General features: G+C 73.6%; 11 protein-coding genes. 4 read left to right on the forward strand and 7 right to left on the reverse strand.

Annotated features, from left to right (window positions below; genetic code table 11):
* Positions 1-14: 14 nt before the first annotated feature.
* Entirely contained in the window at positions 15-881 is an 867-nt protein-coding gene (locus ACDF64_RS05930; RefSeq protein ID WP_394554067.1) for an AraC family transcriptional regulator, read from the reverse strand.
* Positions 882-1,207: 326 nt separating this feature from the next.
* On the opposite strand from ACDF64_RS05930, the gene ACDF64_RS05935 reads away from it, so the two are divergent.
* Positions 1,208-1,726, forward strand: coding sequence for a hypothetical protein (locus ACDF64_RS05935; protein WP_394554068.1), 519 nt, complete (start codon positions 1,208-1,210; stop codon positions 1,724-1,726).
* Positions 1,727-1,901: 175 nt separating this feature from the next.
* On the opposite strand, the gene ACDF64_RS05940 is transcribed toward ACDF64_RS05935, so the two are convergent.
* The 3 genes from ACDF64_RS05940 to ACDF64_RS05950 all read right to left on the reverse strand — a co-directional run bounded on the left by ACDF64_RS05940 (position 1,902) and on the right by ACDF64_RS05950 (position 5,404).
* Positions 1,902-3,110: an ROK family protein gene (locus ACDF64_RS05940; protein WP_394554069.1), complete on the reverse strand. Its 1,209-nt coding sequence runs from the start codon at positions 3,108-3,110 to the stop codon at positions 1,902-1,904.
* A gap of 96 nt (positions 3,111-3,206) precedes the next feature.
* A complete protein-coding gene (locus tag ACDF64_RS05945) occupies positions 3,207-4,610 on the reverse strand; it encodes an alpha-hydroxy-acid oxidizing protein (protein WP_394555053.1) in 1,404 nt (467 codons plus the stop codon).
* Positions 4,611-4,615: 5 nt separating this feature from the next.
* The gene (locus tag ACDF64_RS05950) at positions 4,616-5,404 is read right to left on the reverse strand and encodes a FadR/GntR family transcriptional regulator (protein ID WP_394554071.1); all 789 of its coding nucleotides are present in this window, start codon (positions 5,402-5,404) and stop codon (positions 4,616-4,618) included.
* A 134-nt stretch (positions 5,405-5,538) separates the two neighbouring features.
* Between ACDF64_RS05950 and ACDF64_RS05955 the strand changes: the two genes are divergently transcribed.
* The 3 genes from ACDF64_RS05955 to gdhA all read left to right on the forward strand — a co-directional run bounded on the left by ACDF64_RS05955 (position 5,539) and on the right by gdhA (position 9,012).
* Entirely contained in the window at positions 5,539-6,300 is a 762-nt protein-coding gene (locus ACDF64_RS05955) for a DUF2306 domain-containing protein (RefSeq protein WP_394554073.1), read from the forward strand.
* 91 nt (positions 6,301-6,391) lie between these two features.
* Entirely contained in the window at positions 6,392-7,384 is a 993-nt protein-coding gene (locus ACDF64_RS05960; protein ID WP_394554074.1) for an aldo/keto reductase, read from the forward strand.
* Positions 7,385-7,662: 278 nt separating this feature from the next.
* Complete coding sequence (gene gdhA / locus ACDF64_RS05965; protein WP_394554075.1) at positions 7,663-9,012, forward strand: NADP-specific glutamate dehydrogenase; 1,350 nt, start codon at positions 7,663-7,665, stop codon at positions 9,010-9,012.
* Positions 9,013-9,247: 235 nt separating this feature from the next.
* Here the strand turns inward: gdhA and ACDF64_RS05970 are convergent, their stop codons facing one another.
* From ACDF64_RS05970 to ACDF64_RS05980, 3 genes are all read right to left on the reverse strand, one after another.
* Complete coding sequence (locus tag ACDF64_RS05970) at positions 9,248-10,300, reverse strand: NYN domain-containing protein (protein WP_394554076.1); 1,053 nt, start codon at positions 10,298-10,300, stop codon at positions 9,248-9,250.
* A 101-nt stretch (positions 10,301-10,401) separates the two neighbouring features.
* On the reverse strand, positions 10,402-11,367 hold the full coding sequence (locus ACDF64_RS05975; RefSeq protein ID WP_394554077.1) for a serine hydrolase domain-containing protein: 966 nt from the start codon (positions 11,365-11,367) through the stop codon (positions 10,402-10,404).
* Entirely contained in the window at positions 11,364-12,305 is a 942-nt protein-coding gene (locus ACDF64_RS05980) for a 2-hydroxyacid dehydrogenase (RefSeq protein WP_394554080.1), read from the reverse strand. Before ACDF64_RS05980 ends, ACDF64_RS05975 begins: the two co-directional genes overlap by 4 nt.
* Positions 12,306-12,347: the final 42 nt, after the last annotated feature.

A 12,347-nucleotide genomic window follows, 5' to 3' on the forward strand; every position in this document is an offset into this window, starting at 1 on the left:
GGTCAGGCGACGGGCTACAGCGCGGCCCGTCGCCATCGGCTCGGGGCGACGCCGCTGTGCCGGCGGAACGCGCGGCTGAAGCCCTCCTCGCTCTCGTAGCCGAGCCGGTACGCGATGCCGCTGACGGGCTGGCCCTCGCGGAGCATCCGCTCGGCCTGCCGCATCCGGACGCGCGCGAGGTAGCGGGCGGGCGTATCGCCGACGGCGGTACGGAACTGCTCCGCGAACTGCGAGCGCGACGCGTGGGCGACGCGGGCGAGGGAGGCGACCGTCCACGGCGAGCCGGGGTCGTCGTGGATGGCGGCCAGGGCGAGGCCCAGGTTGCCGTCCTCCGCCGCGGCGAGCCACGGTCGGGCGCTCCCGCACCCGTGCTCGAGCCAGAATCGGATCGCGGCCGAGACGGCGACGTCGGTGAGTCCGGCGATCACGGTGTCCGCGCCCGGGCGGCCGAGGGCCGCCTCGCGGTGGACGGTGTCGAGCAGGGCGGCGAAGCCGGGTTCCTGCTGCCGGAACTCGGACGAGTGCAGCACGGGCGGCATCGCGCGGGTCATCAGGGGGTGCCCGCCCGTGAGCGCGAGCGACGTGCTGATGACGCTCGCGCGCGACGAGGCGCGCAGCGTCGCGCGGCCGCCGCGGGGGAGCAGGGCGAAGTTGCCGCATTCGAGCCGGTAGACGACGCCGTCGTGCTCGAGGTCGACGTGCCCGGAGATGACGAAGTGGAAGCGCGACGCGTCGGATGCCTCGTGCCGGGCCTCGCCCTCGGCGAGGTCGTGGTGCCCGAGGTCGATCACCGACCAGCGCAGGTGTTCGATGAGCAGGTCGATGGTGCGGGTGTCGTCCACCGCCGTCGCGGGCGGGTACCGGTCCTCGAACTGGCTCATGGGGTGTGCAAGCGCCCCGCGGCGCCCGCCATTCCCGGTGCGGCATCGGATGACGCGGCGCCGGGCCTCGGTCAGGCGGGCCTCGGTTCAGGCGGGCCTCGGTTTCAGGGGGCCTCGGTTCAGGGGAGGTCGGGACGAGGAACGCGCACGCGAGGCGCATCCGGTGCCCTTGCGCAACCCCCTGCCGGGTCGTCCGGCGTCGGCGTAGACCGGAGGCATGACCGTGGAGCTGAACGCCCTGGAGAGCCGGGCCGACCTGTTCGACCACGACGAGATCCGCGCTGCCGCGCGGAAGCTCCTCGAACCGATCGACGCGGAGGGCTGAGATGGCGCGCACGAACCGTACCGAGCGAAAGCAGGCGAAGGCCGCGATCTCTGCGGCGAAGGTCGCCTCGCGCGAGGCCGAGAAGCTCGCGAAGCGGATGCCCCGGAGCCGGCGCCGCAGCCGCCTGTCGCTGGCCGTGGCCGATGCGGACCTGGCCCGTCGCGCCGCGCGCGAGCAGTTGGGACACTCGCCCCGGCGCGCCGCGCGCACCGCGGCCCGCGCGACCGTGCGACTGCAGCGGGCGGCCGCGGCGACCACCCCGCGCCGGGGCGTGTCGGCCTCCGGCGGCGCACGCGGTCGCTCCGGTCGGGTGCCGACGAACGTCCTCGCGCCCGGCGTGCCGCCGGGGGAGATCGCCGAGCGCGCCAAGGCGAACGCGAAGCTCCTGAAGCGCCATCGCGTGCAGGCGAAGCAGGCGCGAGGGTGGGCGAAGAAGATCGCAGCCGGCGTGGTGGCGCAATCGATCGTCGTGCCGACCGATGCCGAGGCCGCCCGCGTGCGGCGGCAGCGGAAGCCGTAGCCGCTGACCCTCGTGCAGCGGCAGGTGCGGCGCCGCCTGGTGCTCGACGGGCCCGACGCGGCCGGCGGCGCGGTCGCGGGCGCGCCGGGCATCCCGATTGCATGAGAATCGGCCTCATCCCCCTGTGAGCGGAGGATGGCCGAATCTCTGCACTGCGGGCGTCGCTCGCGCGTCGTCAGACGGCGAGCCGGAGCGGGTCGGCGAGGAGCCGCTCGCGCGCGATGATGCGGGCGCCCGCGATCGCCGCGTCGTGCCCGGCCTCCGCCGAGACGAACCCGGGCATGCCGACGAGCGCCTCCCCGGCGATGGTCGGCCGGTTGTCGCGGTAGCTGGTCTCGATGTCCTCGAGCAGCTCGCCCCAGTAGCCGCGGACGACGATCTCGCCCGGATCGAGCACCGTGACGGCGAACTGCAGCGCCCGCCCGATCCAGTGCGCGGCGTCGAGCCACGCCCACCTGGCACGGTCGTCGGCGTCGTGGATGCGCCGCACGAGCTCGGTGAGCGCCGCGGTGCGGCCCGCGGTCCGATCGAGCTCGCCGAGGCCCGCGTGCTCGAGCACGCCGGCGGCGTCGGCGACCGTGGCGAGGCATCCTCGCTGCCCGCACGCGCATTTCGAGCCGTTCGGGACGACCGGCAGGTGCGCGAACCAGGTCGCGAAGCCGTGCGCGCCCACACGCGGGCGGCCGCCTTCGAGTGCGGCGGCGTGGATGCCGCCGTCGCCGCCGATGACGAGCAGGTCGGGATCGCCGCCGACCGCGGACTCGGCCGCGGCGGCCGCGTGCGCGGCGGAGACCAGCGAGGTCGAGTCCATGAGCGCCCGGATCGCGGACGAGCGGACCGCGAGCTCGCCGAGCAGGTCGACCGGCTCGATGCCGAGCCTGGTGCTGCCGATCGCGACCGGCGGGCGCCCGGCGACCCCGCCGTCGACGACGACCGCGAGGTCGACGACGGGCCGGTGGCCGCGAGCGGCGCTCGCGAGCGCCCGGTCGATCGCGGTCGCGAGCTCGCCGACGACATCGGCGGCCGCGACGTCGTGCAGCGGCACCGTGAACCGCGAGAGCTCGGCGCGGTCGAGGCCCGCGACGGTCGCGACGGCCTCGTCGACCGCGAGCTCGGCGGTCACGATCACGTGCGTCCGCGCGGCGAGCTCGACCGAGGCCGTGCGCCCGTCGCCCGCGGAGGCCGCATCGACGAGGATGCCGGCGTCCTTGAGACGCGTGGTGAGCCCAGCGACCGCGGTGCGGCCGAGACCGGTGACCGTGGACAGCTCGGTCCGGGAGGCGCTGCCGTGCATGATCAGGTGGTCGATCAGCACCGGTGCGAGGGCGTCGTCGGGCCCGTGGGCCGTGGCGACGTGGACGGGAGGCTCCTCGAGCTTCGTCATGCCCTCATGATCCCGGGGGCGGGGCGGCGGGGACACCGCCCCATTCGGGGGAGGGGGCGACGCCTCGATCGACGCGGCCCCGCTCGCCCCGTCCCGTCAGGCCTTCGGCCCCGGCTTCGCCGCGGGCTTGCGCGCCGCGGGCTTCGCCGCGGCCGGCGCCTTCGCGGCCGGCGCGTTCGCGTTCGACGCCTTCGCGGCCGTCGACCGGTTCGCGCGCACGGTCGTGGGCCGCGCCGCGGCCGCCAGCTCGGCCGCGGCCGCGATCGGACGCGCGACGGGCTGCATCCGGGTGAGCTGCGTGACGTGCTGCGGCCCGAGCTCGTCGAGGCTCGCGACCTCGAGGAGCTTCATCGTGCGCTCGACCTCGCCCTTCAGGATCGAGATCGTCTTGTCGACGCCGCGCCGGCCGCCGGCCATGAGGCCGTACAGGTAGGCGCGGCCGATGAGCGTGAACCGGGCGCCGAGCGCGACGGATGCCACGATGTCGGCGCCGTTCATGATGCCGGTGTCGACGTGCACCTCGAGGTCGCTGCCCACCTCCCGCACGACGTGCGGCAGCAGGTGGAACGGGATGGGCGCGCGGTCGAGCTGGCGGCCGCCGTGGTTCGACAGCACGATGCCGTCGACGCCGAGGTCGGCGAGCTTCTTCGAGTCCTCGACGTTCTGCACGCCCTTGACGACGATCTTGCCCGGCCACATCGAGCGGATGATCTCGAGGTCGTCGAACGAGATGGTCGGGTCCATGGCCGAATCGAGGAGCTCGCCGACCGTGCCGCCGGTCGTCGACAGCGACGCGAACTCGAGCGGCGGGGTGGTGAGGAAGTTGATCCACCACGCCGGGCGCGGGATCGCGTTGATGATCGTGCCGGGCGTGAGCTGCGGCGGGATCGAGAAGCCGTTGCGCTTGTCGCGCAGGCGCGCACCCGCGACCGGGGTGTCGACCGTGAAGAAGATCGTGTCGAACCCCGCCGCGGCCGCGCGGCGGGTGAGCTCGTACGAGATCTCGCGGTCGCGCATGACGTAGAGCTGGAACCAGTTGCGGCCGTTCGGGTTCGCGGCCTTCACGTCCTCGATCGAGGTCGTGCCGAGCGTCGACAGCGTGAACGGGATGCCCGCGGCGCCCGCAGCTCCCGCGCCGGCGATCTCGCCCTCGGTCTGCATGAGGCGCGTGAACCCGGTCGGGGCGATGCCGAACGGCAGGGCGCTGGTGCCGCCGAGCACCTCGCGGGTCGTGTCGACGACGGGCACGTTCCGCAGGATCGACGGGTGGAACTCGACGTCCTGGAACGCCTGACGGGCGCGCTGCAGTGAGAGTTCGCCCTCGGCGGCGCCCTCGGTGTAGTCGAACGGGGCCTTCGGCGTGCGGCGCTTCGCGATGTCGCGGAGGTCGGCGATCGTCAGCGCCTTCTCGAGCCGGCGGTCGGTCGGGTTGGCGGTCGGGGTCTTGAACCGCATGAGCTGGGCGAGCTCGCGCGGGTTGGGGAACTGGCGTTGCACCATCGTGGTCACTCCTGGATCGTCTGCGCGTGGTGGTCGGGGAGGGTCTCGGCGTAGTAGCCGGAGATGTGGTCGTGGATGCGCCGGCTCGCGAGCGGGGCATCCTTCGATCGGATCGCCTCGACGAGGCTGCGGTGCTCGTGGCGCAGCCGTCTGCGCGTCGCGTCCCAGTCGTCGATGTGCGAGAGGCCGTCGAGCACGTAGGCCTCGATGCCGCTGCGGAGGCCGGCCATGGTCGCGGCCACGACCTGGTTGCCGGATGCCTCCGCGAGCGCGAGGTGGAACTGCGCGTCGAGCGCGAGGAACTCGTCGGGGGAGAGGGACTCGCCGTCCATGGCCTCGAGCAGCAGTTCGGCGTCGACGAGGTCGGCCGGCGGGTTCGCGAGGGCGAGGTCGCCGGCGACGGATGCCTCGAGCACGAGACGCGTGCGGACGATGTCGGCGACCGGGAAGCCGCGCGCGGCGACCTGCAGGCGCATGAGGGAGCTCATCGCGCCGCCCGGCGTGGAGATGATGATCGCGCCCGCGGTCGGCCCGGACCCGGTCGCGGTGCGGATGAGTCCCATCGCCTCGAGGACCCGGAGCGCCTCGCGGACGCTGGACCGGCCGACGCCGAGTTCGGCGGAGAGGGCGCGCTCGCCGGGGAGGTGCTGGCCGGGGACGAGGTCGCCTGAGAGCAGGCGGGACTCGATGTGCTCGAGCACGACCTGCCAGGCGCGCGGGTCTGCGGGCGGGCGGGAGGCGGCCTGGGCGAGGCGCGTGATCCCGGCGTCGGTGACGAGTGCGTCGGCGGCCATCGCCATCCCCCTTCTCATGGTCAGACCACGGTAGCAGATGTGGTCGGGCCACAGGGGAACCGTGGGTGGGCCGCGATCGATCCGGGGGTTGTCCCCCTGCCGGCCCGCTCGGCTGCGTCGATAGCTTGCCGAGCATGACCACCGCACCCGCCCGCCGCGCGACCTCCCTGCCCGGACCCACGCCCACGCCCGCCCCCGCACCCGCCCGCGGCGCCGTCGGCCGCCGCATCGGCTGGACCTGGCTCGCCCTCAGCTCGCTCGCGATCGCCGTCTACTCGGTGAGCCCGTACCTCATGAGCTCGCTGCAGGCGCTCTCCGAGCAGGGCGTCGGCCTCGCGAGGACGTACGAGCACGCGCCGGCGTTCGCGCAGGCCGCGTTCTATGCGCACATCGTCGCGGGCGGCATCGCGCTCGTCGTCTCGCCCTTCCAGTTCTGGGCGGGCCTGCGGAACCGATTCCCGAAGGTGCACCGCTGGATGGGCGCGGTCGCGCTCCTGGCGATCGGCGTCGCCGGCGTGTGCGCGCTCGTCATCGCACCGTTCAGCAAGGCGGGACTGGCCGGCCTGGTCGGCTTCGGCGCGATGGGCCTGTGCTGGCTCGCGAGCGGATGGCTCGCGCTGCGCGCCATCCGCCGGCGGGACATCCGCTCGCACCGGGCCTGGATGATGCGGGCCTTCGCACTCACGTACGGTGCCGTCACGCTGCGGCTGTGGATCGGCCTGCTCGTGTTCGCGCAGGTCCCGTTCGCCGAGGGCGGGTTCGACTTCGACGCCGCGTTCGCGAACGCGTACGGGCTCGTGCCGTTCCTCTGCTGGATCCCGAACCTCCTGATCGCCGAATGGCTCATCGCGCGCCGCGGCCTGCCCGGATTCCGCCTGGTCGACCCGCGCGCGTGACGGTCACGCGCCGACACATCCCGCGGGTCGGGATTGCACAGGCGCTGCGCCCGGTTGGAGTCTGGGAACAAGCCATCCACGAAGGAGCCCCATGACCGAGACCGCCCAGCCCGTCGCCGACGCCCGCCTCGGGGCATCCGGACCCGCGTTCGCCCCGCTCGTGCTCGGCACGAACGTGCTCGGCTGGACCGCCGACCGCGAGGCATCCTTCGCCGTGCTCGACGCGTTCGTCGACGGCGGCGGCGCCGCGCTCGACACCGCCGACGGCTACTCGGCCTGGGTGCCCGGCCACACGGGTGGCGAGTCCGAGCGGATCATCGGCGAGTGGGCCGAGTCGCGCGGCGCGCGCGACCGCGTCGTGATCGCGACGAAGGTGAGCCAGCACCCCGAGTTCCGCGGGCTCGCGGCCGCCAACATCGCGGCGGCGGCGGATGCCTCGCTCGAGCGCCTGCGCACCGACCGGATCGACCTCTACTACGCGCACTTCGACGACCCCGAGGTGCCGCTCGAGGAGACGGTCGGCGCGTTCTCGGCGCTCGTCGACCAGGGCAAGGTCGGCGCGATCGGCATCTCGAACTACACGCCCGAGCGCATCGACGAGTGGTTCCGGGTCACCGAGGAGCACGGATTCCACCGGGCGGTCGCCCTGCAGCCGCACTACAACCTCGTCGAGCGCGAGTTCGAGGGCGCGCTCCGCGCGCGCGCCGAGCGCGAGGGCCTCGCGGTGTTCCCGTACTTCTCGCTCGCGAAGGGGTTCCTGACCGGCAAGTACCGCGCCCTCGGGGACACGACCGCCGACGGGGCCAGCGTCCGCGCCCGGGCCGCGGCGGAGTACCTCGACGAGCGCGGCCTCGCGGTGCTCGAGGCGCTCGACGAGATCGCGGAATCCCACGCGGCGCCGGCCGCGGCCGTCGCGCTCGCGTGGCTGCGGCAGCAGGCGTCGGTGTCCGCGCCGATCGCGAGCGCGCGCAACGTCGAGCAGCTCCGGCCGCTCCTCGCGTCGCTCGCGCTCGAGCTCGGGGCCGACGAACTGGCCCGCCTCACCGAGGCGTCCGCGGTGTCGGGCCTGGAGGCCTCCGCGTAACCGCGGCCGCGACTCCGATCGGATGGCCCGGGCGACGCCCGGGCCATCCGTGCGTCCGGCATGGTCGGACCACATGAAACTTCCCGGAAACACACGGTGTACAGTTGACTGCGGCGACGGGTCGACGTGGTCCCCAGCCAGAGGCAAGACCGACCCCTTCGCGCGACACCAAGCGCGACCTCCCGTGCCCCCCACCCCCGAGCGCGGCATCCCTCTCCGCCGCGCCCTTCGACGCGAGCGGTTCCCATTTGAACTCCCCTCTGGAGCAGACCATGGCCGTGACCGGCGCCATTTCCGACATCTACGCGAGCGTCCTCGCACGCAACCCCGGTGAGACCGAGTTCCACCAGGCGGTGGGCGAGGTCTTCGACTCGCTCGACCGCGTGCTCGCCAAGCACCCCGAGTACGTCGAGGCCTCGATCCTCGAGCGCATCTGCGAGCCCGAGCGGCAGATCATCTTCCGCGTGCCGTGGGTCGACGACCGCGGCCGCGTGCAGATCAACCGCGGCTTCCGCGTGCAGTTCAACTCGGCGCTCGGCCCGTACAAGGGCGGCCTGCGCTTCCACCCCAGCGTGCTCCTCGGCACCGTGAAGTTCCTCGGCTTCGAGCAGATCTTCAAGAACGCCCTCACCGGCATGCCGATCGGCGGCGGCAAGGGCGGCAGCGACTTCGACCCCAAGGGCAAGAGCGACGCCGAGGTCATGCGCTTCTGCCAGTCGTTCATGACGGAACTCCAGCGCCACATCGGCGAGTACACGGATGTCCCGGCCGGCGACATCGGCGTGGGCCGGCGCGAGATCGGCTACCTGTTCGGCCAGTACAAGCGCATGACCAACCAGTACGAGTCCGGCGTGCTCACCGGCAAGGGCATCACGTGGGGCGGGTCGCTCATGCGCACCGAGGCGACCGGCTACGGCGCCACGTACTTCACGCAGCACATGCTCGAGACCAAGGGCCAGAGCTTCGACGGCCTCGACGTGCTCGTCTCCGGCTCGGGCAACGTCGCGATCTACTCGATCGAGAAGGTGCACGCCCTCGGCGGTCGCGTCATCGGCGCCTCCGACTCGGGCGGCTCGATCTACGACCCGGCCGGCATCGACGTCGCGCTCCTGCAGGACGTCAAGGAGGTCCGCCGCGCGCGGATCGACGCGTACGTCGCCGAGCGCCCCGGCGCGACCTACCTGCCGGGCCTGCCGGTCTGGGAGATCGCGCGCGAGCACAAGGTCCAGGTCGCGCTGCCGTCGGCGACCCAGAACGAACTCGGCGCCGAGCACGCGAAGGTGCTCGTCGGCGCGGGCGTCGTCGCGGTCGCCGAGGGCGCCAACATGCCGACGACCCCCGAGGCGACCGAGATCTTCCGCGAGGCCGGAGTGCTCTTCGGGCCGGGCAAGGCCGCGAACGCCGGCGGCGTGGCGACCTCGGCGCTCGAGATGCAGCAGAACGCGTCGCGCGACTCGTGGAGCGCCGAGTACACCGATGCGCGCCTCGCCGAGATCATGCAGGGCATCCACGAGCGCTGCGCCGAGACGGCCGACGAGTACGGCGCGCCCGGCGACTACGTCGTGGGTGCGAACATCGCCGGCTTCCTCCGGGTCGCCGACGCGATGCTCGCCCTCGGCGTGATCTGAGTCATCTCGTCGCACCTCCGGTGGACGCGTAGCGTCCCTCCGGTGGTCGAGTAGCGCCCGGTGGAGCCGGACTCCTCCGGTGGTCGAGTACCGCCCGGTGGAGCCGGACTCCTCCGGTGGTCGAGTAGCGCCCGGCGGAGCCGGACGCGTATCGAGACCAGGCGAGCCCGTCGGGTTCCGTGGTCTCGATACGCGTCGCCGCTGCGCGTCGGCGCTACTCGACCACCGTGGGGCGTCAGCCCTTCTTCGGGCGGATGCGGACCCGGTTCTGCTCGTCCAGCTCGACCACGCCGCCGCGCGAGCGGAGGAAGTCGGTGAACGACGCGAAGCCGAGCCGGCGCTCCTGGAACGACGGGTCCATGCGGAGCATCTGGTTCTTCACCGCACCCGACGGCTGCCACTCCTCGTCGCTCTTGGACCGCAGGAGCTCGAGCGCCTTCAACAGCAGGCGTCCGGGGTTCCGCGACGGGCCGGTGACGGCCGGCTCCTCGCCGGGTGCGGGCGGGGCCGCGAACGCGACCGCGAGTCCGGCGGCCACGGGCACGGCGGATGCCTCGCCGCCATCGGCCTCCGCGCCCCTGCCGGACTTCGCGCCCGAGGCATCCGACCCGCTCGCCCGGCGTCCGCCCCGGCTGCGCGACGACTTCGCGGGCGCGGCGGCGACGGCCTCGGCCGCGGCGGGCTCGGCCTCGGCGTGCTCGACCCCCTCGTCCTCGTCGACCGAGGCATCGGTCGACAGCAGGGCGTCGTAGTCGGCGTACTCGTCGCACGCGGCCGTGAGCGCGCGGCTCGTGCCGCCCGCGACGCCGATGCCGACCACGTAGCGGCCGAGCCGCTTCGCCTTCTGCGCGAGCGCGACGTAGTCGCTGTCGCCCGCGACGATCACGATGTGCGTGAGGTCGTCGAGGCGGAAGAGGTCCTCGACGGCGTCGACCGAGAGGCGGATGTCGGCGCCGTTCTTCGTCGCCGACAGCGGGAAGAGCTGCACGAGGTCGACGGCGCGATCGATGAGCTGCCCGCGGTAGCTCGCGTTCACCGGGGTCGACCAGTCGGCGTAGGCGCGCGCGAGCGCGATCGTGCCGAACGTCGCCGCGAAGTCGAGCACCGCGTCGACGTCGACGGTCGCCTCGACGAGCCGCTCGGCCGTCTTGGGGCCGGGGTTCGCCGCCTTCGATCGCGAGGTGTCCTTGCGGTAGGCGCCGTCGCCGTGGAGTTGGTCGTATCGCGAGATCACGATGTTGTCGAAGTCGAAGTACAGGGCGACGCGTGGTTCTGCCGGAGCGGCCATGGAGTCGAGCCTACGCCGCCGCCGTGGTCGAGCCCGGCGCCGCAGGCATCCGGACCGTAAGTCCGCCTCCCGGCCGGCCGGCAGACCAGCCGGCCAGCAGCTCAGCCGGCGACCGCGATCGCGTTGTGCAGCTCGTCGGCGTCGACGCCGAACCGGCCGAACCCGCCCGCGATGTTCGTGAGCAGCACGAAGCAGGTGCCGAGCGACGGCGTGATCCAGAATTCGGTGCCGGCCCATCCGCCGTGGCCGTACGTGTCGCGGGCGAGCAGGCCCGGGGCTGAGTGCCGGAGGTTCCAGGTGAAGCCCCAGTCCTGCCCGCGCTCGGCGACGTACGGCTCGAGCTTCGGGAGGCCCGCGGTCAGCGGTCGGAGCATCGCGGCGGCGGTCACGGGCGCGACGACGGACCCGTCGTCCCGCAGCAGCGCACCGCCGAGTGCCAGCAGGTCCGCGGCGCGCCCGAGCAGCCCGGCGCCGGGCGCGCGGAGCGTCGTGAACGCCGCGTAGTCCACGCCCTGCGCGGCCGTGTCGACGGGCGTGTGGCGCGAGGCATCCGACTCGAAGGTGAAGCCGGATGCCCCGGCCCGCGCGCCGACGCGCTCGACGCGGGCGTCGAGGGACTCGCCGCTCGCGTGCTCGATGAGCGCGCCGATGCCCTCGAACGCGACCGTCGAGTACCGCGACGTCGTGCCGGCCGCGAAGTCCCGGCCCGGCGCGAGCAGCGCGCCGCGCTGGTCGGGTGCGTCGAGCGCGGGCTCCGGGATGCCCGAGGTGTGGCTCGCCAGGTGTCGCAGCCGCACGACGTCGTCGCGGTCCGCGCCGAACGCGGGAAGCGCCGCCGAGAGCGGTGTCTCGAAGGTCAGGCGCCCCTCCTCCACGAGATGCAGCGCCGCCAGCCCGACGATCGGCTTGGTGATCGAGAACAGCGGGTAGTGGTCGTCGGCGGATGCCCCGCCGAACGCGTCGAGCGCGATGATGCCCGAGGCATCCGCGACGCCGAGCACGGCCGTGGGCAGCGCGCCGGAGGCGACGTGGCGGCGCACCCAGTCGAAGGCGTGGTCGAAGCTCATCGGTCCGCCCCCAGCACCACGTTGACCGGCTCGTCGCCCGCGAGCATCCGTTTGACCTGCCGCCGGACGAGCCGCGCCATGCGCGGCATCATCGCGGTCGACGCGCCGCCGACGTGCGGCGAGATCAGCACGTTCGGGAGCGCGAAGAGCGGATGCCCCTCGGGCAGCGGCTCCGGATCCGTCACGTCGAGCGCGAAGCGCAGGCGTCCGCTCGCCGCCTCCGCGAGGATCGCCGCGGTGTCGGCGACCCGTCCGCGCGCGATGTTCACGACGAGCGCGCCGTCGGGGAGCGCGGCGAGGAACGCGGCGTCCACGAGGCCGGTCGTCGCGTGGGTCAGCGGCACGCCGACGATGACGATCTCGGCGCGGGGGAGCAGGTCGGGCAGTTCGTCGATGCCGTGGACGTGCCCGCGATCGTCGTCCCGCGCGCGGCTCGCGACGCGCGTGAGCGCGACCTCGAACGGGGCGAGCCGGTCCTCGATCGCCTGTCCCACGCCGCCCGTGCCGAGCAGGAGCACGCGCCGGTCGGCGAGGCTCGCGCGCCGCTCGGGCGCCCATCGGCCCTCGACCGCGGCGCGCACGAACTCGGGGATGCCCCGCTGGGCCGCGAGGATCAGGGCGAGGGCGAGCTCGGCGGTCGAGGTCTCGTGGACGGAGGCCGCGTTCGCGAACACGTGGCCGGCCGGGAGGTTCGCGGCGACGTCGTCGTAGCCGATCGACTGGGACTGGACGAGCCGCGTGCGGACGCCCGCGAGGGCGCCCAGCTTCGCCGACGACCCCATGTACGGCGGCACCACGAGGTCGATCTCGGCGGCAGGCGGCGGGGAGTCGAGATCCCACAGGGCGACGTCGACGTCGTCGGGGAAGCCGCCTTCGGCGTTCACGGCGTCGAGGAGGGTGCTGCCGGGGAGGGTCACGAGCAGTCGGCGATCGTTCACCCGGTCATCCTGCCACGAGCGGGGAACCGCCCGGATCGGGTC

It is taken from the genome of Agromyces sp. MMS24-JH15, assembly GCF_043518605.1.
Lineage (GTDB): Bacteria > Actinomycetota > Actinomycetes > Actinomycetales > Microbacteriaceae > Agromyces.

Coding starts and splice junctions, on each gene's coding strand:
- ACDF64_RS05930 (WP_394554067.1), bottom strand. CDS start 881: ATGAGCCAGTTCGAGGACCGGTACCCGCCCGCGACGGCGGTGGACGAC.
- ACDF64_RS05935 (WP_394554068.1), top strand. CDS start 1,208: ATGGCGCGCACGAACCGTACCGAGCGAAAGCAGGCGAAGGCCGCGATC.
- ACDF64_RS05940 (WP_394554069.1), bottom strand. CDS start 3,110: ATGACGAAGCTCGAGGAGCCTCCCGTCCACGTCGCCACGGCCCACGGG.
- ACDF64_RS05945 (WP_394555053.1), bottom strand. CDS start 4,610: ATGGTGCAACGCCAGTTCCCCAACCCGCGCGAGCTCGCCCAGCTCATG.
- ACDF64_RS05950 (WP_394554071.1), bottom strand. CDS start 5,404: ATGGCCGCCGACGCACTCGTCACCGACGCCGGGATCACGCGCCTCGCC.
- ACDF64_RS05955 (WP_394554073.1), top strand. CDS start 5,539: ATGACCACCGCACCCGCCCGCCGCGCGACCTCCCTGCCCGGACCCACG.
- ACDF64_RS05960 (WP_394554074.1), top strand. CDS start 6,392: ATGACCGAGACCGCCCAGCCCGTCGCCGACGCCCGCCTCGGGGCATCC.
- ACDF64_RS05970 (WP_394554076.1), bottom strand. CDS start 10,300: ATGGCCGCTCCGGCAGAACCACGCGTCGCCCTGTACTTCGACTTCGAC.
- ACDF64_RS05975 (WP_394554077.1), bottom strand. CDS start 11,367: ATGAGCTTCGACCACGCCTTCGACTGGGTGCGCCGCCACGTCGCCTCC.